Source organism: Breoghania corrubedonensis (genome assembly GCF_003053845.1).
Lineage (GTDB): Bacteria > Pseudomonadota > Alphaproteobacteria > Rhizobiales > Stappiaceae > Breoghania > Breoghania corrubedonensis.
In genome coordinates, this window is sequence record NZ_QAYG01000001.1 from 462,118 (window position 1) to 484,515 (window position 22,398).

The window sequence follows — 22,398 nt, forward strand, 5'->3', positions numbered from 1 at the left end:
GGTTTCTTGTCGTTCAGGCGGCTTCGCCTGAACGACAAGCGCTCTAGAGGGAGGCGGCCATGCAGATGCGATCCCCGCGCTTCAGGGAGAATGCGCGCGAGGCGCTGGACAACGCCCAGCTTCAGCGCGCGCTCACCAATGTGGAGACCAATTTCGTCGGCAAGCGGAAGGCCGCGGCCGATGCGTTGCCGGAATTCGAGGCGCTGCGCGACAAGGCGCGCGACATCAAGAACCACACGCTGGAACATCTCGACCTCTATCTGAAGGCCTATGAGAAGAAGGTGATCGAAGCCGGCGGTCACGTCCACTGGGCGGAGACGGCGGAGGATGCGCGCCGGATCGTGCTCGGCATCTGCAAGCGGGTGAACGCCAAGACCGTCACCAAGGGCAAGTCGATCGTTTCGGAGGAAATCGGGCTCAACGAGCACCTGAGCGCCAACGGCATCCAGCCGGTGGAAACCGATCTCGGCGAATACATCATCCAGCTTCGCGGCGAGGCGCCCAGCCACATCATCGCGCCCGCCGTGCATGTGAACAAATCCGAGGTGGAGACAGAGTTCCGCCGCGCCCACACGCATCTCGATCCGAACCGCAACCTGGAGGAGCCGGAGACGCTGCTGAACGAGGCACGCGCGATCCTCCGGCAGAAATATTTCGATGCGGAAGTGGGCATTACCGGCGCGAACTTCCTGATCGCGGAGACGGGCAGCTCGGTCATCGTCACCAACGAGGGCAACGGCGACCTGACCCAGACGCTGGGCAAGGTGCATATCGTGCTGGCCACGCTGGAAAAGGTGACGCCGACGCTGGAGGACGTGTCGCAGATCCTGCGGGTTCTGGCGCGCTCGGCGACCGGTCAGGACACCTCCGTCTACACGACGTTCTCGACCGGGCCGCGCCGGCCGGAAGACCCGGACGGGCCGGAGGAATATCATGTCGTGCTCATCGACAACGGGCGCTCGTCGATGCTGGGCGGCGACTATCAGGACATGCTGCGCTGCATCCGCTGCGGTGCCTGCATGAACCATTGCCCGGTCTATCACGCCATCGGCGGGCATGCTTACGGCTGGGTCTATCCCGGACCGATGGGCGCGGTGCTGACACCGTCGCTCACCTCCATCGACGAAGCAGGGCACCTGCCCAACGCCTCCACCTTCTGCGGGCGCTGCGAAAGCGTGTGCCCGATGCGCATTCCCCTGCCGAAGATGATGCGACACTGGCGGACACGCGAGTTCGAGCGCCATCTGCAACCGGCCTCGACGCGGTTCGGCCTGGGTTTGTGGGCGTTTTTTGCGAGACGCCCGGCGCTCTACCGCGCGGCGACGGGGCTGATGGTCAGAACGCTTGGTCTTTTCAGCGGCAAACGCGGGCGCTTCGCCTCCATGCCGTTTGCCTCCGGCTGGACGAAATACCGCGATCTGCCGGCCCCCGAGGGCAAGACGTTTCAACAGATGTGGGCCGAGAGAAAGGACGCGGCATGAGCGGACGTGATGCCATTCTCGGCCGGTTGAAGCGGCGGCTGGAGCGCGAGGGCGATCTGGAGAGTGCGCGGGCGGACGAGGTCGCCCGGCGGCTTGACGACGCGCCGGCCGGGATTATTCCGGCACGCGGACAATTGCCGGGCGGCGAACGCATCGCACTTTTTCAGCGCATGGCGGAAGCGGTGCAGGCGAGCGTGGAGCATGTGGCGGCGATGGCCGACGTGCCCAAGGCGATCGCCCATCAGCTCAGCCAGCGCAACCTGCCGGCTGCCGTGCGCATCGGCGCCGATGCCGCGCTTGCCGCGATGCCATGGGAGGCGTCCGCGCCGCTGGAGGTGCGTCACGGCCCGTCCGACGGCAATGATCTCGCCGCCGTCTCGCACGCGCTCGCCGGCATCGCGGAGACGGGAACGCTGGTGCTCGCTTCCGGCACGGACAACCCGACGACGCTCAACTTCCTGCCCGATCTCCACATCGTCGTTGTCGAGGCGGGGGATATCGACGGCGACATGGAAGCGGTGCTGGCGCGCATCCGCCGGAAATTCGGCAAGGGGACAATGCCGCGCGCGCTCAACATGGTGGCCGGGCCCTCGCGCTCGGCCGATATCGAGCAGACGCTGATCCTCGGCGCGCACGGCCCGCGCGCATTGCATGTCGTGATCGTCGGCGGCTGAACGGCGCGCGCAAACCGGCGAGACAATGTTGCCGGAAGCCTGTCCGTGAGAGGCATTTCAGCGCCCTGCGGGCATGCCCGAAGCCCCGCCCGGGCCGGCGCGTGATATCTTCGCAAAGCCGCCAGCACGCCCTGCGAACGAATACGGACGACTGACATCCGTCAGTTTTCTTGTTATTTCTTTTCGCATGACGGCTATGGACATTTTTATTGGTCCAGATTAACCAAGCCCGCGATTTGCCATCGTAACGGGCGCCCACATCATTACGATACGTAAGATTGCTTGTGGAGCATTCGATGGCTCAAATATTTCATGATCCGCCATGGCTGTGCCGGTCCGAGCGTGCGAAAGCGCTCAGGCCGCAAAAGCCACATGCGGCTATCCGCAGCCCCGCGGCCGCAAGGCCTGGCGAAATGACGGCGGATACGGGAAAAACGGATAGCCGGACGATGAACAGACGCCTCCTGCTGGTCGACGACGAAGTCGAATTCAGCGACATAATCGAGCGCATTGCGAAGAAACTGGATTTTGAAGTCTGCAAGACAACCCATCCGAGCGAGTTCCAGCGGCAGTACGATACCTGCAATCCGACACATATCGTGCTCGACATGATCATGCCGGAGATGGACGGGATCGAGCTTATGGAATGGCTCGCCCAACGCGGATGCACGGCCAAGATCATCGTCATTTCCGGCTATAACGCCCAATATGGCAATACGGCCAAATCGGCCGCCGCCAGCAACGGCCTCAATGTGGTCGCGACCCTTTCCAAGCCCTTCTCTGTTTCCGCCGTGCGGTCTATCCTGAGCCTTTGAGACGTCCGCCGCGCGGGATCGCGCGGACACACGCGGGGAAGCCGGGGATGCCGCTGCAAAATCGCGTGACGCCCGACGGCACGATCATCGCAACGCCGGCACGCGGCTTGTTCATGGGAAACCGGGGCGGGCGCATCCATGATCCGGCGACCCGCACCCTGACCAGCCGGCGCTTTGCCTCCAGACGCTGGATCTGTTGCGAGACGGCCTTCAAGGGCCGCCACCGCACGGTGATGGGCGCGGGCTATACCGAACTGTTCTTCCTTGACGAACCAACCGCGCTTTCAGCCGGCCACCGCCCTTGCTTCGAGTGCCGGCGGGCGGCCGCGAACGCCTTTGCCCGGTACTGGCAGCAAGCCCACGGCCTCGGCGCCCCGCCTGACGCCGACACGATGGACCGCCAGCTTCACGCCGAAAGGTTGGGCGCACGGCCCGAAGCGGCGCTCGATCTGTTGCCCGACGGCGCGGCGGTGCTGGTGAAGGAAGACGCGGCGCAACGGCCCGCCTTCGTGCGCGGTGACTGTCTGCTCGTCTGGCAGGCGGAAGGCTATGGGCAGAAGCTGGCGCGCCCGCGCGGCATTGCCCTGCCCCTGTTGACGCCGCCCTCCATCGTCGCGGTGCTGGACGCCGGCTACCTGCCCCATTGGCATCCAAGCGCCGGGTGAGGCGTGCCGGGCTTTCGGGGATAGGGAGACATCACCGCCTTCATCGGGATCGGAGCCTGCCCTCGGGCCGGGCACACCCCGTCATATCCGAATAAATCCCGTCGCGCCGCTTACATTTGCGCGCTTTGGCCGCCGTCCACGGGCACGATGACGCCGTTGACATAGCTGCTCGCCGGCAGGGCGAGGAACATCGCGGCGGATGCCAGTTCCTCCGGCCGGCCCCAGCGTTTGAGCGGGATGCGCGTGTTCACGAAGGCATCGATCCCCGGATTGCCGACCATCGGCTTGTTGACGTCTGTCGCGAACATGCCCGGCGAGATGGCGTTTACCGTCAGGCTGTCGGAGCCGAATTCGACGGCCAGCGAGCGGGTAAGCGCCGAGACGCCGCCCTTCGACGCGGTATAGGCGGGGTCACCGGGCCGCGCCTGGGTGGCGGCGAGCGAGGTGATGAAGATCAGCCGGCCGGCGTCGGACTTCGCCAGATGCGGTAGAGCCGCCCGGGCGAGCGTGTAGGTCGCGGTCAGATTGACCTCGAGGATATGCCGGAAGGCGTCCGCATCGATGTTGGCCGTTCCGCGGCGATTGCGGATCGCTGCGCTGTGAATGACGATATCGAGCCCGCCGAGCTTTTCCGCCGCCGCATCGACCACGGCCGCCGCCTCCACCGCGAGGTCGCCGCACACGGTCGCGACCGGCGCGCCGGCCTGTTTCAGCGCGGCCCCCGCGCTCGCGAGACGGTCGGCGCTGGAGCCGTTGATGACGACATCGGCACCGAGGCCTACAAAGGCTTGCGCCATGGCGGTTCCAAGCCCGCTCGAACCGCCGGTGATCAGCGCACGGCGCCCCCTGAGGGTGAAGTGATCCGGAGTGAACATGGGAGGTCCGATCGTGGTGAGGAGCGGGATCGCGGGAGGAGGAACGGCGAAAGCCGACGCGCGAAGCTAGTCCTGCGAAAGGACTGCCGTCAAACCGCTTCTTGTCACGCGGGGAGCGATCGACGCAGCCCGTGCCGGATACCCTGTCGCGGAACCGGCTACTCCGCCGCGACCTGAAGCGTCACGTTGCCGATCGCAGCGGTGATGTGATCATGGAGCGCGTCATGGATCGGCTCGCGGGCCTGCGACGCGCGGATGAGCGCGATGTCGACAGGGGGAAGCGGTGGAAAGCCGTCGCGCTCGTCGAGAATCCGCAAGCCCGGCCGCATGGAGCTTTCCGCGATCACCGAGATCGCGAGCCCCGCCAGCACCGCATTGATGAGCACCCCGGACGAACCGCTGGTATAGGCGACACGCGCGGCCCGCCCGGCGCGGGCCATGGCGTTGATCGCGAGCCCGCGCCAGGCGCAGCTCGAATACCCCAGCGCAAGGCGCACGACTTCATCGTCGTGAATGCAGCGGTTCTCCGGCGCCACCCAGAGCAGACGTTCGCGGCGCACGATGTCGCCCAGCCCGTTCAGATCCTCGCACGAGGTGACGATGCCAAGATCCAGTTCGTCGCGACGCACCTTTTCCGCCACCGCCACGGACCCCGTGCACTCCACCACCACTTCCACCGTGGGGTTGATGCGGGCGAATCCCGCCAGCACCTGGGGCAGCAGCCGGTCGGCATAGTCGTCGGGAAGGCCCAGCCGGACCTGGCCGATCAGCTCCGGCTCGGAGAAGGCCGGCAGCGTCTCGTCGTTCAGCTTGATCATCCGCCGGGCATACTCCTGCAGCCGATGACCGACCTCGGTGAGGCGCGACTGGCGCCCGTCGCGGGTGAAAAGCGCCTGGCCCACACGCTCCTCAAGCCGCCGCATCTGCATGGAAACGGCCGATTGCGTCTTGTTCACGGCGTCCGCCGCGCGGGTGAAGGAACCGAGTTCCGCAATCGCCACAAAGGTACGAAGCTGATCGATATCAAGAGCATGGGGCATGCTGGGGATCCCTTCAAAGACCGCTGTCGGTGCGCTTGCCGGCCTATTCATCATCACAATCGATGGATAATTATAAAAAACATTCGTTGGATTAATCAATACCCCCAATGCATCCTGTCAAGCGTCACGAAGAGATGCCGCGAAGGGAGGCGACGACACCCCCCGTATACGGCCACCAGCAGCGGGCACGGAAATACTCCGTGCGCCGAACGATGGAGCTTTGCCATGTCCCTGACCGTCTATGACAACCGCCGTTCGCTTTCCACCCTTCTGAGTGCGGGCGCACGCGGCGCATTCCGCATCGTCGGGTCCTTCGCCCTCACGCTCTTTCAGGCTCACAGGGCGCGGCGCTCGCTCAGGGTGCTTGTTGCCCAGGAAGACTACATGCTGCGCGATATCGGCGTTACCCGCGCCGATCTTTACGCCGCACTGAGCGCACCGAACACGAAGGACCCGTCCTCGGTTCTGGCCCGGCTGGCGGGTGAACGCCAGAAGGCGGAACGCGCCCGTCGCAAGGCGGTTGCCCGCAACCGGAGGGCGACGACATGAAGGGTCTTCAAGAATGGGACATGCGCGCGCACGAGCGCGGCGCCTTCCCGGCCCAGCCCCACACGCTGGCCATGCTCGGCCTGCAGCGCGACACCACGCTGATAGCCGCCTTCGTGCGCGCGCTGCGCAAGAGGATCGGCTACTGAGTGCCACGACTGGCAAGAAAGAAAGTGTGCCGCCCGGTCTTCGAGACGCCTGCTAAAGCAGCCGTGCCGAAGGCCGGGCGGCATGCGGCATGATGACGACGGCGCGACCGGATGACGGCAGGATCGGGAGGCAGCCCCTCCTCGTCATTCCGCCGCCATGGGCACGGAAAGATTGTCGAGCGAGGAGACGATGTGCTCCGCCAGCGCGTCGATCAGGCGCGATTGCTGGTGCCAGGAGCGCAGGATCGCGATCTCGCAGCTTGGCAGTTTCGGGAACCCCTCCCTGTCCGACAGCACACGCATGCCGGGACGCAGCGCTGATTCCGGCAGCACCGACACCGCCAGCCCCGCCATGACGGCGGCACCGACACCGGCGGACGACCAGCTCGAATAAAGCACCCGGTAGTCACGCCCGATCGCCTCCAGCGTTTCAACCGCCGCCTTGCGCCAGTCGCAGGTGGAGCGGCCGAGTGCCAGGGGAAGCGGCGTTTCGTCGTGAACGCAATGACGCGCGGAGGCGACCCACAGCAGCGGTTCGCGCCGCACCACCTCCTCTCCGCCGCGACCGAGAGCTCGAACGTGGCTGATGATCGCGATGTCGAGCCGGTTGACCTTCAGGTCCTGCACCAGAAGCGGCGTCGGGGCGCAGGTGACCTCGATCTCGGCACGGGGATTGGAGCGCGAGAAACGGGCCATGATCTCCGGCAGGAAACGGTCGGCGTAATCGTCCGGCGTGCCGAGGCGGACATGGCCGGCAAGTTCGCTTTCGTCGAAGGCGGAGAGCGTTTCGTCGTTCAGCCTCACCAGCTTGCGGGCATAGTGGAGCAGCCGCTCGCCATCCTCCGTCAGCCGCGACAGGCGGCCTTCCCGGGTGAAGATCGGGCGGCCGATACGATCCTCCAGCCGGCGCATCTGCATGGATACCGCCGACTGCGTCTTGTTCACGACGCTTGCCGCATGCGTGAAGCTGCCCGCCTCGGCGATGGCGAGGAACGTACGCAACTGATCGAGATCGAGCATGGAGGCCATCGGCTTTCATCACCAACTGTGATCAATAGGATGAAAAACATTCGTTGGATTAATTATTGTTTGCAAGTGAAACTCTTCTTCGACCCAGGAAGTTGATGCGCATCCGGATGGGCCGGGCGCGCCACACCACGACTGCGCGCCGGAGGGCGGCGGTCGACGAAGGATTATTGCCATGTTCACGCTCCCCCCCAGACCCGCCAAAGGCTTCGCCGCGACTGCAGCCCGGGCCGGCCGCTCGGTGTTCGGGATGCTGGTGAACTGGCGCCGTCGGCGGCGCAACCGGCTTGCGGTCAAGCAGCTTCTCGGCTGGAACGAATACATGTTGAAGGACATCGGCCTGACGCGGGCGGACGTTCGATGTGCGTTGCGCGAGCACCGAAAGGTCGAGGCGTCCGGCAGACTTCGGATTCTGGCTGTAGAGCGCCGCGCGACCAATCGCGCAATGGCGCGGGCAAAGCTCTCGATCGTGACCATTGACGGTCGCCAGACCGGCCAAAGCCTCGGCACCGCAGCGTCCACCTGCGACGCCTGATCCCCTTGTTGCCCGGGTCAGCCCCCCGCTGACACCGCACCTGGCCCGCTGTCCACCCTGACAGCGGGCTTTTTTTGTATACGTGGTGCGGGATGCACCGGTATGCGTCTACCCCGGCTGATCGCCGGGCACGAAGGTTTCGAAGAGCTGCTCGAAGGCGCGGATCTGACTTTCCTGAACGGACCGGCCGGCGGTCAGGAAATCCTCGAAAAAGTACTGCGGCGGCGTGCCGGCCTGCGCCGAGGGCCCCTTTTCGCCACCGGCGCCGGGCGGGGATGCGTCGCCTTCGGGCTGCGCCGCGTTTTCCTCCTCCACCGGCCCCTCCTCGTCCTCCGGCTCCGGCGTCCTGGCGGATTGCGGCTGGTTGCGCTGGCTGGCGCGGGCAAAGCCGGTGAAGAAGGCGGACATGGCCTCGGCGAACGGCGCCATCATGTCGGCGGGCGAAGGTGCGGGCTGCGGACGTCCGCGCGCGAAGCCGGCCATGAAGGCATCCAGCAGGTCGCGTGCCGGGCCGACCGCGAAATTGCGTGCCAGTTGTCCCATCATCAAGGTCGCGGCGACCGGCATCAGCGCGTCGAGCGCATCCTGCCGGATGCCGGTGGTGGCCGCGACCTGATCGAGCACCGCCTTGCGGATCGCCTTGTTGGGAAAGATCTGCGCCATGAAGGCGCCGACGGGACCGCTGCCGGCGGCGGCATTCATCCAGTCTCCGCCAGGAAAACCGCCGCCGGGCAACCCGCCGCCTGACCAGCCGCCGGCTGTCGCCCAGGGGTTGGCCGAGGCGCCGCCGCCGGGCTGGAAGATCGGCGGCGTGAAGGCACCCATCAGCGCCTGAAGCCCATCGGGCGCCGCCGCATTGCGGCGCAGGCCGGCCCAGAAAGCGGGTATCAACGCTTCCGTCGCCCGGCGCGCATCATCTTCCCGAAGGCCGAAACGCTTCTGCGTTTCGCTCATCAGGGCGAAGGGATCGAGCGGAAAAACACTGTCAGTCATGGACTGTCCCGGCCGGCGCATGGTGGCTCGCCGGCGCGCGGCCCCGAACCGGGCGCCGGATCGACGGCTCGTTCCGTCAATGCGCATGATCCGGTGCAATCGCCGTCAGGTCAATGACTTGTCTTAACGCAACGAGATAACGGGGGATCGTGGGCGGTGCATTTTTCCACCAGGCAGCCGCTCCGTGGCGGCGTGCATGACGTAGAGAGATCCCATATTCATGGGCCTGCGCAAAAGAGACATGGGGAAAAAGTAACAGTTCCTTGTCAATCGGTGATGTCCAATGTGTCGATAACAACGCGGACGATTGCCCGATGTCGATACGTCATCGTCTTAATATCATTATCGTCACCCTGTTCAGCGCGCTGCTCATTTCCCTTTGCGTGCTCGGCATGGACATGCGGCGCGACCTCGCCAGGACGACGGCCGGAGCCTCTCGGCTCGGCCAGCTTTCCGACGTGTGGGATGTCATCGCCATCGCTGCGCTTCATCCCGACGAGCCGGCGCGCGCCAGCGGCCTTGCCGGAACGAGACGCGACAGTGTCGCCGCCGATACGGAGCTCTCCGCCCTGCGCGCGTTGCTCGATGGCCTCGCGCAGGCGAACACGGTGCCGGACCTTTTGAAACGGGCCCGCGAGGGCATGCCCGCCATTGCCGATCCGATGGAAGCGGGCGGAGCCGTGAACGGGCAGGTACTCAGGCTGAGCCGGCTGGTGACGACGCAACTGCCGGAAATGCTGTGGCGGCTCACGGAACTGCGCGCCGACACCCATGCATTGGCCCTGCGCGACCGGCTCGACCTCACCGACCGCATGCGGTTCCTCGTCAATGCCGGACAGTTCAAGGCCGCGGCGGACGCGATCGATACCGCTTTCCCGCTTCATCCGCAGACAGGCCGCAAGACCGCCCTGCAACAGGCGATGACGGATTTTTCGCGCGCCAGCCTGGAATTTCGCCAGGCGACGGAGGCGCTTGCACGCAAGATCAACGTGGCGTCGGCTTCCGAACCCTTTCTGACGCTGAAGCCGCGACCGCTGGACGCCGCCTATGCCGGGCTCGCGGAGGCCTCGGTGAAACTTCAAAGCCAGGCATTCGCGCGCATCGCCAACGCCATCGACGGCGACATAAGCAGCCGGCGCTGGACAATGCTGGGGGTTGCCGCCGTCACCATTCTGGCGACCCTGCTGGCCCTGTCGCTGGCGCTGTCGCTCTCCTCCTCGATCGTGCGGGCGATCGCGGCGCTGGAAGGCCGCATCCGCTCGATCGCCGACGGGGGAGACGACGACCCCCGCGTGCCGCAGATGCCGCAGGAGGAAGAGCACAGCGAGCTCTTCCGCATAACGCGCGCCGTCATCGACTGCCGGGACCGGGTCGCGGAACGCGTCGCGGCCGCGGCACAGGACGAAAAGCGGCGTGATCTGGAACTGATCTTCGAGGGCAACCCGCTGCCGCTGATCCTGCACGATCCGCAAACGACCTGCATCGTGGCGGTGAACAGTACCGCGGTCGAACACTACGGCTATTGCCGGGAGGAATTTACCCGGCTTTGCATCGCCGACCTCAGGGCTCCGGCCTGCGCCATCGTCGACGGCCCGTATGATGGCAACGCCGCGATACGTCATTGCAAGGCGGATGGCGAGATGATCGAGGTGTTGCCCTTCGAGCGCGAGATCCGCTACGACGGTCGCCAGATCAAGCTGACCACCATCGTCGACATCACCGCGCGGCGCCGGGCGGAGGCGCGGCTGGCGTTTCTCGCCCATTTCGATCCCCTCACCCAGCTCGCCAACCGGGTGCTGCTGCAAAAGAAGCTTGCCGAGGAGATCCGGCGCGGCGGCGAGCGCGAGGGGTATCGCTTCTCGCTTCTGTGCCTCGATCTCGACCGGTTCAAGATGGTCAACGACACGCTGGGCCACGACGCGGGCGACCGGGTTCTGCGCACCGTCGCTGACCGGCTGTCGGCACTGGTGGAACCGGGCGACACGGTGGCGCGGCTGGGCGGCGACGAGTTCACCTTGCTGATCTGCGGGCCGAACGGCCCCCAGCGCGCGGACGGCCTCGCGGAGATGGTGTGCGGAATCCTGTCGGAGCCCTGCACCATCGACGGCGCTCGTCTGGCGCTCGGCGGGTCGGTGGGCGTCAGCCACTATCCCGAACACGGGCGATGCGGCGACGATCTGATGAAGCATGCCGATCTGGCGCAGCACCAGGCGAAGACGGAGGGGCGCGGACGGGTCTGCGTCTTCGAGCCGTCGATGGACGAGGCGCTGCGCCAGCGCCAGACGCTGGAGACGGACCTGCGCGAGGCCCTGGAACTGCACCGGCTGGAACTGCACTACCAGCCGCTGATCGACATGAAGACCAACATCGTCTCCGGTTTCGAGGCGCTGGTGCGCTGGAACGATCCGGTGCGCGGACAGGTGCCGCCGGGCAAGTTCATCCCGATCGCGGAGGAGGTTGGCCTGATCGAGGAGATCGGCACCTGGGTGCTGAACGAGGCCTGCCGCGAGGTGGCCGGCTGGCCGAACGGCGTGAAGGTGGCGGTCAACGTCTCCTCCTACCAGATCCGGTCCGGCAACATGGTACGCCGTGTGCGCGAGGCGCTGGACGCCTCGGGGCTCGCCCCGCATCGGCTGGAACTGGAAATCACCGAAAGCGTGCTGCTCATCGACAGTGCGGCGACGATCCGCACGCTGCACGAGATCCGCGATCTCGGCGTGCGCATCGCCATGGACGATTTCGGGACGGGCTATTCATCGCTCAGCTACCTGCGCGCCTTCCCCTTCGACAAGGTCAAGATCGACCAGTCCTTCGTCGCCGATCTCGGCAACACGGCGGAGGCGAACGCCATCATTCGCGCCATTGCCGGGCTTTCCTCCGAACTCGGCATGACGACGACGGCGGAAGGCATCGAGACGGAAGACCAGCTGCGCTACATCCGCGCCCATGGCTGCACGCAGGCGCAAGGGTTCCTGACCGGACGGCCGGTGCCGGCGAAAGAGGCGCGCATCTATGCCGCCGGCGAGGTCGAAACCCTGCACGCCGTGCTGGAGCACATGCGCGAGGCAGAGGGCGAGAGCGACGCACCGGAGAAGCGGGCGGTGCTGTCCGGGTGAAGGCGGGCTGAAAGAGCGGCCGGGGGCGGGTTTTTCCTCGTTCCGTTGTGCAACCCATCCTTTGAAACGGGCCTTTCGGCCCTCCTCAAAGTCTGGCCCGAAAATGGTATCGGGTTGCGCACTTTCGACCATTCCCCCTCATGCCGCTGCGCCGTCATTGCCCGGCGAAGTCCGGGCAATCCACCTCCAGCCGCAGCACTTAGGGCACGCGCTGGATCACCCGGACTTCGCCGGGTGATGAAGATGGAGAGGTATGAAGGCGTGTGGAGTTCGGGGCGAAGAACCGACTACCATTTCCGGGCCGGACTCTCAGGACGACGTTGTGTGTGTTGATGCGTTCTTCAAGAATAACAACACGATAACCTCATCCTGAGGAGCCCGCGAAAGCGGGCGTCTCGAAGAATGGGCGGCACGGCAACAGGCCGCAGCCTGCCGCTTCACGCTACGCGAAAGCGAGCAAGCGGCAAGGAACGGCTAGTACGCGTAATCCTGGAAGACGTGGCTGATGTCGCGGTTCCATTCGCCGTCGTACTTGCGCAGCATCTGCTCTGCCGGGGAGAGGCCGGTGGCGAGCGTCTCCTCCACCGGCTCCAGATGCGTGCGCTCGTCGATGCCGGCCTCGTTGAGACGGGCGCGGCGCTTCAGGCCCTCGCTCGCAAGGGCCGCCGCCTCGCGGGCGATGTCGAGCACAGTGCGATTGCGGAAGACTGTCTTCAGCGCCGTCTTGGGAACGGCGGTGCGAAGGGCATCGCGTTCCTCCGCGCTCCAGTCGCGCACCAGCTGCCATGCCTGGTCGAGGATCTCCGCGTCATAGAGCAGGCCCACCCAGAAGGCCGGCAGCGCGCAGATGCGCCGCCACGGACCGGCATCGGCACCGCGCATCTCGATGTAGCGCTTCAGCCGCACATCGGGAAACAGCGTCGAGAGGTGGTTGTTCCAGTCGCCCATGGTGGGTGACGCATCCGGGACGACACCGTCGAGCGCGCCGTTCATGAAGGCGCGGAAGGTGGTGCCGGTGACGTCGTGATAGTCGCCCCCGCGCTTGACGAAATACATCGGTACGTCGAGTGCCCATTCGACATAGGCCTCGAAGCCGAAATCCTCATCGAAGGCGAAGGGCAGCGAGGTGACGCGATCGTTGTCGGTGTCGAGCCATATCTCCGCGCGGTTCGACAGAAGGCCGTTGGGCTTGCCTTCCACGAAGGGAGAATTGGCGAAGATGGCGGTGGCGATCGGCTGCAGCGCCAGGCCGACGCGCATCTTCTTCGCCATGTCGGCCTCGTTCTCGAAGTCGAGATTCACCTGGACGGTCGAGGTCCGGTACATCATGTCGAGGCCGCGGGTGCCGACCCTGGGCATGTAATTGGTCATGATGTCGTAGCGCGACTTGGGCATGCGCGGCATGTCGGAGCGCTTCCAGGTCGGCGCCATGCCGAGGCCGAGAAAGCCGATGCCGAGCGGCCGGGCGATCTCGCGCACCTGGGCGAGATGGGCGTTGGTCTCGCGGCAGGTCTGGTGCAGGTTGTCGAGCGGGCCGCCGGAAAGCTCGAACTGGCCGCCCGGCTCGATGGAGATCGCGCCGCCGCCGACCGGATCGGCAAGGCCGATGATGTTGCCGGCATCCTCGATGCGCTCCCAGCCGAGAAGGCCTTCCATGCCTTCCAGCACGGTCTTCACGCCGCGCGAGCCGTTATAGGGGATGGGCGTGAGGTCTGCGGTGAAGAAGCCGAACTTCTCGTGCTCGGTTCCGATGCGGAACTGATCCGGGCTCTTGGAACCCTCTTCAAGCGTGGCGGCAAGTTCGGAGAGGCTGCCGATCGGGGTTGAGTCGACGGTGTCGCGGGCCATTCGTCATTCCTTGGAACGCGAGCCGGCAGCGCTCGTCGCCTGCGGCCCGCGAGTGTTTTCGGGGGGCTTCAGCCCCGCAACGTGCCAGCCCTTGCGGGCGGTCCTGCGGCGCGGGTCGCTGCGGCCGTTGCGATCTCACATAGCGCCGCAAGGCCGCGATGGCCAGTCGCCATTTGGTGCCAGAGATAATGGCGGGTGGATGAGGCGGCGGGGATGGCGGGATTCCGGGGAGATATGTAGGGGTTCCGTGCTCGTGCGGCTTGCTCCCTTCTCCCCCCTTGCGGGGGAGATGTCGGCTTTGCCGACAGAGGGGGGTATGCGGCAGGTTCGGAGCGCGTGGCTTACCCCCCTCTGTCACGCGTTCCGCGTGACATCTCCCCCACAAGGGGGGAGAGGGGCGCACGCTGCAACGACTCGCAAACCAACGCACGGAATACGGCCGTGAACCGCCGCTACCGCCAATCGCCGAGTTTTGCCTGGACAATGGCAAGAGCCGCAACGGCAGCCGTGTCTGCCCTGAGAACGCGGGGGCCGAGCGGCACGGGGGTGACGAAATCCTGTCGGCGCAGAAGCGCACGCTCGTCCTCCGCAAAGCCGCCCTCCGGCCCGATGAGCACGGCGAGCGGGCCGCGCTCCAGACCTTTAAGTGCATCAAGCGGGTTCTGGCTCTCCTCGCCCTCGTCGCAGAAGACGAGCCGGCGGCCGGGCTCGTTCGCCTGCCAGTCGCCGACGAGCCTTTCGAGGGAAACGGGTTCGCGGATATCGGGTACGGCGATGACGCCGCATTGCTCGCAGGCCTCGACGACGTTCGCCCGCGCACGCTCCAGATTGATGCGCCCCGACTGGGTGAAGCGGGTCATGACCGGCTGAAGCTCGCCCGCCCCCATCTCCACGGCCTTCTGCACCATGTAATCGAGCCGTGCGTGCTTCAGCGGCGCGAAACAGTAGAGAAGATCGGGCAGCGGGGTTTGCGGCCGGGTTTGTTCGGCAAATTCCAGCGCGCAGGCCTTGCGGCCGGTGACGACGATCTCGCTGCGCCATTCGCCGTCGGTCCCGTTGAAGACGAGAACGCCGTCGCCCGGCTTCAGGCGCAGGACGTTGAGGAGATAGTTCGACTGCGCCCGATCGAGCGCGAGCGTGTGGCCGGCTCTCAGATCGGCGTCGACGAACAGGCGGGGCATGCGGAAATCATAGCGGGGCATGGCGCGGACGGTATTCGGCGCGCAGCACCTTGGCAACGGCCTTTGCGGGTGTGATCCACTGCGCAGGGATCACGCAGGATTTGACAAGGCACGCGCCATGCTGCCCGATAGCGCGGGGAGTTACCTGACATCTCGGGCCGGGGGAGTTGTGCGCAGGCGTCTTGAGACGGCCTTCATCGCTGTATTTGCGGCGGGCATGTCGAACCCGCAGGCCTTTGCCTCGGATCTTGCTGAAAAGAGACCTTACGCCTCGCACCGGCCCAGCATCGAGATCGGCATCGGCTACGACCACCGCCCCGGCGGCATGCGCGATGCGCCCGCCCTCTCCGTTCCCTTTCGCGCCGAGAGCTATTATTCCGACAGCGTGGATCTGGTCTTTTCCGGCTGGGCCGGCTATTCGCGCCACACCGGCGAGGACGCCTTCGGCCTGCTCGCCGCGCCGGGTTTCGCCTACTGGTTCGACGGGCACACGCGGGTGACGACGCAGGTGCGCACCGGGTTCGAGCATTTCAACGAGAGCGGGACGAGCGTGTTCGTGCTGGGCGCCGATATACGCGGGGAGCGTTTCGTCGCGCTCCATCCCGAGCGGCCCTATCCCGAACAGGACATGCTTGTGCCGGCGGTGAAGTTCGGCGGGCTGAGCCGGATGGCGGCGGGCCGGAGCGATTATTCCTATCTCTTCGCTGGCCTCTCGCTTGCCTACGAGCGCGGCTTCGGCGCACCGCCCGGCGCACCGTTTCATCTGCGCGGCAAGGTGATGGCCGAGGGCGAGGTGCAGATGGACGGCGACGGCGGGGTGACGGCCTACACGACGGGATTGCTGGAATTGCGCGCGGTGAAGGCGAACGGTCGGCTGATCGTCAAGGGCGAGATCGGGGTGACCAGCGATTTCAACGATTTCACCAAGGTGGGGATGACGCTTTCGCGGGGGTTTTGAGGGGAAGAGAAGAAGAACTACGGAGCGGCTTCGCCGCACTTGTTACGCTGGATTCCGGATCAGCGTTCGGCTTTGCCTCACTTGTCCGGAATGAGGGAGATTGGAGTTGGCTTCAACTCACCCCTTGCTCCTCATTCCGGGCGGTCTGCCGCGAAGCGGCCCCAAACCCTACTGGGCCAGACCCGGAATCCAGCGCAACACGCGCGGCGTAGCCGCTCCATTTCCCTCAAGGAGTTGCCCGATAAAGCCTCGCTTCCCTCTCCCGTCCGAGCCGCATGAGCGCGCTGACAAGCCCCTCGGAGACCCGTTCCGCATCGGGTTCGATGGCAAGCGCGGCCTTGAAGGCATCCGCGGCAGGGCCGGCGTTGCCGCGCTCCAGTTCCACCTCGCCGATGAGCCGCCAGGCCATCCACAGGTTGAAACGCGCCGCAAGCGCCTTGTGCGCGGCGGCGATCGCATCGTCCATCCGGCCTTCGGAGCGATACATGACGGCGAGCTGGTAGCGGGCGAGCGGCAGGTCGGTGCGGCCGGCGAGAAGCGCCTCCATGCGCTGAAGACCGAGCGCCTTGCGGCCCACTCCATAGAGTGAGACCGCCTCCATCGCGCGCAGGCGCGGATGGCCCGGCGCGCGCAGGATCGCCTGGGCGAGCGGGTCCAGCGCGCCCTTGAAATCGGCCCGCCGGAAGAGGCTTTCGGCGAGCGCATACCACGGCTCGAAATGACGGCTCGGCGCACGCGCGAAAAGCGTGGCGAGCGCATCCGCCGCATACCCCGCCTTGCCGCCGGAATAATCCAGCACCGCCATGGCGCGCGCGGCCAGCGCCTCATCGGCGGGGATCGCCGCATGCGGATCCAGCATCTCGACGCCGGCGACCTCCGTCACGCGTTTGTCGATGCGGGCGGTCAGGTCCGCGGGGCCGGGATCGCGCACGATCAGGTGGTCGGTCATCGTCACCTCGATGACGTCCTGCGTGCGCCGCGCCGGCATGTGGCAGGTGGTGCAGTCCGCGTCGTCCGCGATTTGCGGATGGGTAGAGGCGGTGCCAGCGGGGGCAGACGTTGCCAGCGGCAGACCCGCCGTGTCCACCCCGTGGCAGGTGAGGCAGGCGGCGCGGTAATGGGCGGGGCGCTCGGCCGGCGTGCGCTTCACGTGCGGATCGTGGCAGGTGAGGCAGCCGAGCTTGCCGCCGCTTTCGATGAAGCAGCGGCTCTGTTCCAGCCGGTAAGGGTGGTGGTTGATCTCGAAGCGCTCCCCCTTCGGCATGCCGGGATCGACGATATCGAGCCCGGTGCGGTATGCGTCGAGATCCTCGCCGGGGCGGAAAGAATAGGCGCCGCGGCCGAAGCGGCGGATGCCGGTGACGGCCACGGTGGGCTGCATGTGGCAGCCGTAGCACACGGAATAGAGCTTTTCGCGCCCAAGCTTGCCCGGATTGACGATGGCGGCGCGCGTGACCGCCTCATCCGCCCCCGACATGGCATGGCGGACATGATCGGCACCGGGGCCATGGCAGCGCTGGCAGCCGATGCCCTGGGGCAGGTCCTTCGGATAGACCTCCGGCATGTGCAGGGCATCTGAGCCTTCCGCAACATCGGGGTAGGCGTTGTGGCAGGTCATGCAGGAGCGGCGCACCTGACGGCCGACGCCCAGATGCAGCTTGAACTCGAAGCCCGGCGCCATTGCCCAGTGTCCGCCGTCCTGCGTGTACCAGGCGAGCGGCAGCTGATAGAGCGCGCCGTCGGCGGTCTGGTAGAGATAGACGCGAACGTGATTGCCGGAACCGAGGATCCAGTCGACCTTGCGCTCGAAGACATCGATGCGCGTGCCGTCGGGCGCAAGCTTGTAGCGGCGGAAGATGTAGGCGCCGTCATCGAGCGCCATCTCGTAGTACCGGTCAGAGGGGACGTGATGGTAGCCTTTCGAGAAGTCCTCGATCACGGGCCGGGCGAGCGGGCGGTAGAAGCTCTTGCCCATGGCGACATGCTGGAAGCTCTCTGCCTTGGCCTCGTGGCACAGCGCGCAGGTCTTGTCCGGCACATAGCCGGCCGCAGCGCCCGAGGTGACGGGAATGTCCCAGTCGGCCAGCACATCGTTGGCGGCCGCAAGGGCCGCGACGGGGTCCTCGGCGGCACTTGCCGGCGCGATGGCGAGAAACACCAGAACGGTGAGAGCGGCGCGGAGGGTGGCGAGGAGCATCGACGGTTCCCGTTGCGTTACGGAATGAAGGTACGGGATGGGGGCGAGACGGGCAATGCGGGCCGGCGAGGGGGAGGAAGGGATGAGGGGTAAGGATTGAGGAGCGGCTTTGCCGCAGCTTGTTGCGCTGGATCCCGGATCGGCGTTCGGCTTCGCCTCACTTGTCCGGGATGAGGGAGAGTGTGTTGGGCTTCAAGCCAGCCACAAACACCCTCATTCCGGGCGGTCTGCGCCGAAGGCGCATGGCCAGACCCGGAATCCAGCGACCAAGCGGCGCGAAGCGCCTCCGTTTTCCCTCCCGCACCCGGCTGGCGCTGGATTGCCCGGACGTCGCCGGGCAATGACGGTGGAGAGATCCGGGCTGCATGGGCCCCGAGCTCCCTCACACCGCCTTCATCACCTCGCGCGCGATGATCAGGCGCTGGATCTCGCTGGTGCCTTCGTAGATCGTGGTGATGCGCGCATCGCGGGCGTGGCGTTCCAGCGGATAGTCGCGGATGTAGCCCGCCCCGCCGTGGAGCTGGAGCGCGGTGTAGGTCGCGCGCTGCGCCGCTTCGGACGCATAGAGCTTGGCCATGGACGCCGCCTTGGCGAAGGGCTGGCCCTGTTCTTTAAGCCATGCCGCCTGCAGGATCAGCAGGCGCGCGGCCTCAAGCTCGGTCTCGCGGTCGGCGATCATCCACTGAAGGCCCTGCATGTCGGCGATGGGGCGGCCGAACTGCTTGCGTTCCTTGACGTAGAGCTTCGCCGTCTCCATCGCGGCGCGCGCGATGCCCAGTGCCAGCGAGGCGATGCCGATGCGTCCGCCGGCGAGTTCTCCCACGGCCACGCGAAAACCGTCATTCTCCCGGCCCATCAGCGCGGAGGCAGGAATGCGGCAGTCCTCGAAAATCACCTCGTTGGTCACCGAGCCGGTCTGGCCCATCTTCTTTTCCGCCTTGCCGATGATGAGGCCCGGCGTGCCGGCTTCCACCAGGAAACAGGAGATACCCTTGCCGGGCGCCGCATCCGGGTCGGTCACCGCCCACACGACGAAGACGCCGGCGTATTCGCCGGACGTGATGTAGAGCTTTGCGCCATTCAACACCCATTCGTTGCCCTCCATGCGGGCGCGCGTCTTCATGGAGGAAGGATCGGAGCCGGCGCCGGCCTCCGTCAGGCAGAAGCCGCCGGCCGCATAGGCGCCGCCGGTGAGTTTCGGCAGAAAGGCGGCCTTCTGATCCTCGCTGCCCACCGCCTCGATCACCTCGCCCACCATGTTGGTGACCGACGTGGTGACGGCGGTGGAGGCGCAGGAACGCGCCAGCGCCTCGATGGCGAGCGCGAAGGCGACCGTTCCCGCTTCGCTGCCGCCATGGTCGGCAGAGACGTTGAGGCCCATGAAGCCGTTTTCGGCCAGCATCTTGAGATTGGCGAGGAATTCCGCGCGTCCCTCCCCCGCGTCGAGCCGTTCCGCAAGCGGTGCCAGCCGGTCCTGACCGAGCCGGAGCGCGGTGTCTGCGATCATCTGCTGCTCTGAGGTCAACGCGAACTGCATGGGCGGTCTTCTCCTCCAGGGATCTCGTTTTCGTGGCCCGCCAGCAAGCGGAACAAGGTTTGGGGAGAAGGGCAGCGCAACGCGCCCGGGATGACACCGGCCGCAATTCGACAAAAAACCGGCCTTCGCGCGAAAGCCTCCTCCCGCGCCAAACAAACCACATTCCCAAAAGGCAGAGAAGCGCTAACGCGCCGGCCCAAAAGGCAGAGAAACGCAAACGCGCCGGCCCGACGAGTCCCTTCGAAAGCGAATGGCTGCCATCCGCGTAGGCGCATTGGAGCACGGCGAAAGTGAAGTATATCGGGTTTAAACCTCTTTTTTCCTGACTTTTCCGCCTTTCCCCCTCCCGAAAGCGCCTGTCAACGGTCCTGGAAAGGACGTTGCCTAGACTTTTCGGCGTTCAAGGAGCGAGCCCCGTCATGAACGAACTGATGAATACCCTTGCCGCGCGCATGTCCCGCACCTGGCGCAATGCGCTGGCCTCGGCCATGGCGGTGGCGATCTCGTGGGCGCTGGCGCGCTCGTTGTTCGGCCACGAGCACCCGTTGTTCGCCGCCATCACGCCGATCATCTGCCTGGCGCCGGGATTGCCTAGCCACCTCCGGCAGGCGGGCAACATCATTCTCGGCGTGACGACGGGCATCCTCGTCGGCGAGACGGTGCTTTATGTCGTGCCGACGGACTGGGCGATCTTCCGGCTGGTGATCGCGACGTTTCTGGCGATCATGATCGCGGAGCTTTACGGCTTTCGCGTCGTCGTCGCCATCCAGGCCGGTGTCTCGGCCATGCTGGTGATCGCGATCGGGCCGATCAGCGCCGGGCCGGATCGGCTGCTCGACGTGCTGGTGGGCACGGCGGTGGGCGTATTGTTCAGCCAGGTGCTGATCACGCCGGATCCGGTGCGCGAGATCGACGAGCGCGCCAAGACCCTGTTCCGCCACCTCTCGGCCGGGTTCCGGCAATGCCTCGGCGCGGTGGAGCAACACGACTACGTGCAGGCGAACACCGCGATCCAGACCTTTTCCGATGCCCATGCGCGCCTTGTGGAGCTGGGCACCGGCATTTCGACCGCGCGCGAAGCGGCCCGCTGGAGCCTGCGCGGGCGGCTGGCGGCGCGCAAGGTGAACGTTCTGGCGGCGCGCTACGAACGGCGCGCGCTGCGCCTCTTCGCCTCCTCGCTGCTGTTCGCCGATGCGCTGTTTCGCGCGCTGCGCGATGACCACGACAACATGCCGGCGGAACTTCCCGGCCGCATGGAAGCTGTCGCCAGGCACATCGCCGACGTGGAGGCCGGCAGGCTCGGCGGCCACAGCGACGCGGGCGCGGTTCCGATCTCTTCCTCGCCGCAATGGACGGCCTGCAACGAGGCGCTGCATGCGCTGGAAAACGCACTCAACGCCTACGAGGCCGTTTTCGAACTGGTGCGGTAGGACCGGGCGGCCAGCCCGCTCCCCTCACAGCGTCGTGTCTCGCTTGAGGTGCGGCGCGCGCTCGCCCCCTCCCTATTACTCTTGGACAAAGCGTCTTCTTTGCTCGCAATACCTTTGCGGCATGATAGAAATGCGGCTTCACCATGCGCCGCCATCCGGGCGACAGGGGATGGCGTGACAGGCAGAGGGAGACCGGTCGCATCCGTGATCTGGGAGGACACGTTGATGATCAATGCCCGCAAACTGGCCATTGCCGCAACGACAGGCGCGCTCGCCTTCGGTTTTGCAGCAGAGGCCTTTGCCGCCGAAGTGACGTGGAATGTTTCGTTGTGGGGCAACCGCCGCGCCTTCACCGAGAATGTCGAATACCTGGCCGAGAGGGTGGCCAAGGAGTCGAACGGCCGGTTCGAGATCAAGCTCCACTACGGCGCCTCGCTTTCCAAGGCCCGCGAGAACCTGGACGGCATCTCCATCGGCGCGTTCGAGATGGCGCAGATCTGCGCGTCCTACCATGCCGACAAGAACCCGACCCTGACCGTGCTGGAACTGCCGTTCCTGGGCGTTTCGGACCTGAAGACCGAAGCACGCGTCTCCATGAAACTCTATGAGCAGGACGTGGTGAAGAAGGATCTGGCGCGCTGGAACGCCATCGCCTTCATGCCGACGCCGATGCCGCAGTACAACTTCCTCGGCAAGGGCGAGGCTCCGACCTCGATCAAGGATTTCGACGGCATGCGCGTGCGCGCGCTGGGCGGCATCGGTGAACTGATGCGCGCGGTGGGCGCGGTGCCGACCACGGTGACGGCGGCGGAAACCTACCAGGCGATGGAATCGGGCACCGTGCAGGCGGCCTCCTTCGCACCGCACGCCCACCTCGCGTTCAAGACCGTCGAGGTCGGCAACTGGTGGACGGCGAACATGAACCCCGGCACCGTGCAGTGCCCGGTGGTGATGAATTCCGACGCCTACGCCGCCCTGCCCGACGATCTCAAGAAGATCCTGGACGAGAGCGTCCAGCCGGCCGTCGACCACTACATCGCCAACTACGAAACGGTCTACGATCGCTGGTGGCCGACGCTGAAGAAGCAGGAGATCACCCAGGTCACCTTCTCCGACGCCGAACTGGCGGCGCTGAAGGAAAAGGCCGCGCCGATCTGGAAAGCATGGGTGGACAAGATGGAGGCCCAGGGCATTCCCGGCCAGGAGTTGCTCGACAAGATGCAGGCCGAGATCAAGGGCTGAAGCTGAAAGGCTCCAGGCGCCGGGGCAACGCACCGGCCATGCGCCATCCGATTTCTCCACCGTCATCCCCCGGCATCGTCCGGGGGATCC

Annotated in this window: 19 protein-coding genes; 11 read left to right on the forward strand and 8 right to left on the reverse strand. The window is 66.0% G+C overall.

The features are described from left to right. The first annotated feature begins 59 nt into the window (after positions 1 to 59). The 4 genes from C8N35_RS02060 (at position 60) to C8N35_RS02075 (ending at position 3,635) form a co-directional block, all read left to right on the forward strand. Positions 60 to 1,481, forward strand: a complete 1,422-nt coding sequence (locus C8N35_RS02060; RefSeq protein WP_107987957.1) for a LutB/LldF family L-lactate oxidation iron-sulfur protein — start codon at positions 60 to 62, stop codon at positions 1,479 to 1,481. After that, complete coding sequence (locus C8N35_RS02065; RefSeq protein WP_107987958.1) at positions 1,478 to 2,155, forward strand: LutC/YkgG family protein; 678 nt, start codon at positions 1,478 to 1,480, stop codon at positions 2,153 to 2,155. The genes C8N35_RS02060 and C8N35_RS02065 overlap by 4 nt, the downstream gene beginning before the upstream one ends. Positions 2,156 to 2,604: 449 nt before the next feature. After that, on the forward strand, positions 2,605 to 2,970 hold the full coding sequence (locus C8N35_RS02070; RefSeq protein WP_170121992.1) for a response regulator: 366 nt from the start codon (positions 2,605 to 2,607) through the stop codon (positions 2,968 to 2,970). Positions 2,971 to 3,017: 47 nt separating this feature from the next. Then, the gene (locus C8N35_RS02075; protein ID WP_107987960.1) at positions 3,018 to 3,635 is read left to right on the forward strand and encodes a hypothetical protein; all 618 of its coding nucleotides are present in this window, start codon (positions 3,018 to 3,020) and stop codon (positions 3,633 to 3,635) included. A gap of 110 nt (positions 3,636 to 3,745) precedes the next feature. Here C8N35_RS02075 and C8N35_RS02080 read toward each other — a convergent pair whose 3' ends face one another. Together C8N35_RS02080 and C8N35_RS02085 are read right to left on the reverse strand one after the other, a co-directional pair. After that, positions 3,746 to 4,510 carry an SDR family NAD(P)-dependent oxidoreductase gene (locus tag C8N35_RS02080; RefSeq protein WP_107987961.1) on the reverse strand — a complete coding sequence of 255 codons (765 nt, stop codon included), beginning with the start codon at positions 4,508 to 4,510 and terminating at the stop codon, positions 3,746 to 3,748. A 158-nt stretch (positions 4,511 to 4,668) separates the two neighbouring features. After that, positions 4,669 to 5,550 (reverse strand): LysR family transcriptional regulator, encoded by an 882-nt coding sequence (locus C8N35_RS02085; RefSeq protein WP_107987962.1) that lies wholly within the window; start codon positions 5,548 to 5,550, stop codon positions 4,669 to 4,671. Between the two features lie 225 nt (positions 5,551 to 5,775). Here C8N35_RS02085 and C8N35_RS23810 point away from each other — a divergent pair, with 225 nt between their 5' ends. Together C8N35_RS23810 and C8N35_RS23815 are read left to right on the forward strand one after the other, a co-directional pair. Then, a complete protein-coding gene (locus C8N35_RS23810) occupies positions 5,776 to 6,099 on the forward strand; it encodes a YjiS-like domain-containing protein (protein WP_170121993.1) in 324 nt (107 codons plus the stop codon). Further along, positions 6,096 to 6,245, forward strand: a complete 150-nt coding sequence (locus tag C8N35_RS23815) for a hypothetical protein (RefSeq protein WP_170121994.1) — start codon at positions 6,096 to 6,098, stop codon at positions 6,243 to 6,245. Before C8N35_RS23810 ends, C8N35_RS23815 begins: the two co-directional genes overlap by 4 nt. A gap of 144 nt (positions 6,246 to 6,389) precedes the next feature. Here the strand turns inward: C8N35_RS23815 and C8N35_RS02095 are convergent, their stop codons facing one another. Further along, the gene (locus tag C8N35_RS02095) at positions 6,390 to 7,274 is read right to left on the reverse strand and encodes a LysR substrate-binding domain-containing protein (RefSeq protein ID WP_210203366.1); all 885 of its coding nucleotides are present in this window, start codon (positions 7,272 to 7,274) and stop codon (positions 6,390 to 6,392) included. 172 nt (positions 7,275 to 7,446) lie between these two features. Here C8N35_RS02095 and C8N35_RS02100 point away from each other — a divergent pair, with 172 nt between their 5' ends. Next, on the forward strand, positions 7,447 to 7,806 hold the full coding sequence (locus tag C8N35_RS02100; RefSeq protein ID WP_107987964.1) for a YjiS-like domain-containing protein: 360 nt from the start codon (positions 7,447 to 7,449) through the stop codon (positions 7,804 to 7,806). Positions 7,807 to 7,914: 108 nt separating this feature from the next. Here the strand turns inward: C8N35_RS02100 and C8N35_RS02105 are convergent, their stop codons facing one another. After that, positions 7,915 to 8,799: a DUF937 domain-containing protein gene (locus C8N35_RS02105; protein ID WP_170121995.1), complete on the reverse strand. Its 885-nt coding sequence runs from the start codon at positions 8,797 to 8,799 to the stop codon at positions 7,915 to 7,917. A 314-nt stretch (positions 8,800 to 9,113) separates the two neighbouring features. Here C8N35_RS02105 and C8N35_RS02110 point away from each other — a divergent pair, with 314 nt between their 5' ends. Then, positions 9,114 to 11,915: a putative bifunctional diguanylate cyclase/phosphodiesterase gene (locus C8N35_RS02110; RefSeq protein WP_107987966.1), complete on the forward strand. Its 2,802-nt coding sequence runs from the start codon at positions 9,114 to 9,116 to the stop codon at positions 11,913 to 11,915. Positions 11,916 to 12,389: 474 nt separating this feature from the next. Here C8N35_RS02110 and C8N35_RS02115 read toward each other — a convergent pair whose 3' ends face one another. After that, a complete protein-coding gene (locus C8N35_RS02115) occupies positions 12,390 to 13,763 on the reverse strand; it encodes a glutamate--cysteine ligase (protein WP_107987967.1) in 1,374 nt (457 codons plus the stop codon). A 452-nt stretch (positions 13,764 to 14,215) separates the two neighbouring features. Beyond that, positions 14,216 to 14,944, reverse strand: a complete 729-nt coding sequence (locus C8N35_RS02120) for a 16S rRNA (uracil(1498)-N(3))-methyltransferase (RefSeq protein ID WP_210203367.1) — start codon at positions 14,942 to 14,944, stop codon at positions 14,216 to 14,218. A 169-nt stretch (positions 14,945 to 15,113) separates the two neighbouring features. Between C8N35_RS02120 and C8N35_RS02125 the strand changes: the two genes are divergently transcribed. After that, the gene (locus tag C8N35_RS02125; protein ID WP_146177330.1) at positions 15,114 to 15,902 is read left to right on the forward strand and encodes a hypothetical protein; all 789 of its coding nucleotides are present in this window, start codon (positions 15,114 to 15,116) and stop codon (positions 15,900 to 15,902) included. A 226-nt stretch (positions 15,903 to 16,128) separates the two neighbouring features. Here C8N35_RS02125 and C8N35_RS02130 read toward each other — a convergent pair whose 3' ends face one another. Beyond that, positions 16,129 to 18,099: a cytochrome c3 family protein gene (locus tag C8N35_RS02130; RefSeq protein WP_107987970.1), complete on the reverse strand. Its 1,971-nt coding sequence runs from the start codon at positions 18,097 to 18,099 to the stop codon at positions 16,129 to 16,131. A 382-nt stretch (positions 18,100 to 18,481) separates the two neighbouring features. Next, positions 18,482 to 19,636, reverse strand: a complete 1,155-nt coding sequence (locus tag C8N35_RS02135; protein WP_107987971.1) for an acyl-CoA dehydrogenase family protein — start codon at positions 19,634 to 19,636, stop codon at positions 18,482 to 18,484. A gap of 419 nt (positions 19,637 to 20,055) precedes the next feature. Between C8N35_RS02135 and C8N35_RS02140 the strand changes: the two genes are divergently transcribed. After that, positions 20,056 to 21,066 carry an FUSC family protein gene (locus C8N35_RS02140; protein ID WP_107987972.1) on the forward strand — a complete coding sequence of 337 codons (1,011 nt, stop codon included), beginning with the start codon at positions 20,056 to 20,058 and terminating at the stop codon, positions 21,064 to 21,066. 204 nt (positions 21,067 to 21,270) lie between these two features. After that, entirely contained in the window at positions 21,271 to 22,308 is a 1,038-nt protein-coding gene (locus tag C8N35_RS02145; protein WP_210203368.1) for a C4-dicarboxylate TRAP transporter substrate-binding protein, read from the forward strand. Positions 22,309 to 22,398 lie beyond the last annotated feature (90 nt).

Bases quoted from the DNA above. Each gene is read 5' to 3' on its own strand.
- C8N35_RS02130 (WP_107987970.1), bottom strand. From the start codon at position 18,099: ATGCTCCTCGCCACCCTCCGCGCCGCTCTCACCGTTCTGGTGTTTCTC.
- C8N35_RS02075 (WP_107987960.1), top strand. From the start codon at position 3,018: ATGCCGCTGCAAAATCGCGTGACGCCCGACGGCACGATCATCGCAACG.
- C8N35_RS02115 (WP_107987967.1), bottom strand. From the start codon at position 13,763: ATGGCCCGCGACACCGTCGACTCAACCCCGATCGGCAGCCTCTCCGAA.
- C8N35_RS02060 (WP_107987957.1), top strand. From the start codon at position 60: ATGCAGATGCGATCCCCGCGCTTCAGGGAGAATGCGCGCGAGGCGCTG.
- C8N35_RS02120 (WP_210203367.1), bottom strand. From the start codon at position 14,944: ATGCCCCGCCTGTTCGTCGACGCCGATCTGAGAGCCGGCCACACGCTC.
- C8N35_RS02105 (WP_170121995.1), bottom strand. From the start codon at position 8,799: ATGACTGACAGTGTTTTTCCGCTCGATCCCTTCGCCCTGATGAGCGAA.
- C8N35_RS02100 (WP_107987964.1), top strand. From the start codon at position 7,447: ATGTTCACGCTCCCCCCCAGACCCGCCAAAGGCTTCGCCGCGACTGCA.
- C8N35_RS02070 (WP_170121992.1), top strand. From the start codon at position 2,605: ATGAACAGACGCCTCCTGCTGGTCGACGACGAAGTCGAATTCAGCGAC.
- C8N35_RS02085 (WP_107987962.1), bottom strand. From the start codon at position 5,550: ATGCCCCATGCTCTTGATATCGATCAGCTTCGTACCTTTGTGGCGATT.
- C8N35_RS02080 (WP_107987961.1), bottom strand. From the start codon at position 4,510: ATGTTCACTCCGGATCACTTCACCCTCAGGGGGCGCCGTGCGCTGATC.
- C8N35_RS23815 (WP_170121994.1), top strand. From the start codon at position 6,096: ATGAAGGGTCTTCAAGAATGGGACATGCGCGCGCACGAGCGCGGCGCC.
- C8N35_RS02135 (WP_107987971.1), bottom strand. From the start codon at position 19,636: ATGCAGTTCGCGTTGACCTCAGAGCAGCAGATGATCGCAGACACCGCG.
- C8N35_RS02140 (WP_107987972.1), top strand. From the start codon at position 20,056: ATGAACGAACTGATGAATACCCTTGCCGCGCGCATGTCCCGCACCTGG.
- C8N35_RS02065 (WP_107987958.1), top strand. From the start codon at position 1,478: ATGAGCGGACGTGATGCCATTCTCGGCCGGTTGAAGCGGCGGCTGGAG.
- C8N35_RS02110 (WP_107987966.1), top strand. From the start codon at position 9,114: ATGTCGATACGTCATCGTCTTAATATCATTATCGTCACCCTGTTCAGC.
- C8N35_RS23810 (WP_170121993.1), top strand. From the start codon at position 5,776: ATGTCCCTGACCGTCTATGACAACCGCCGTTCGCTTTCCACCCTTCTG.
- C8N35_RS02095 (WP_210203366.1), bottom strand. From the start codon at position 7,274: ATGGCCTCCATGCTCGATCTCGATCAGTTGCGTACGTTCCTCGCCATC.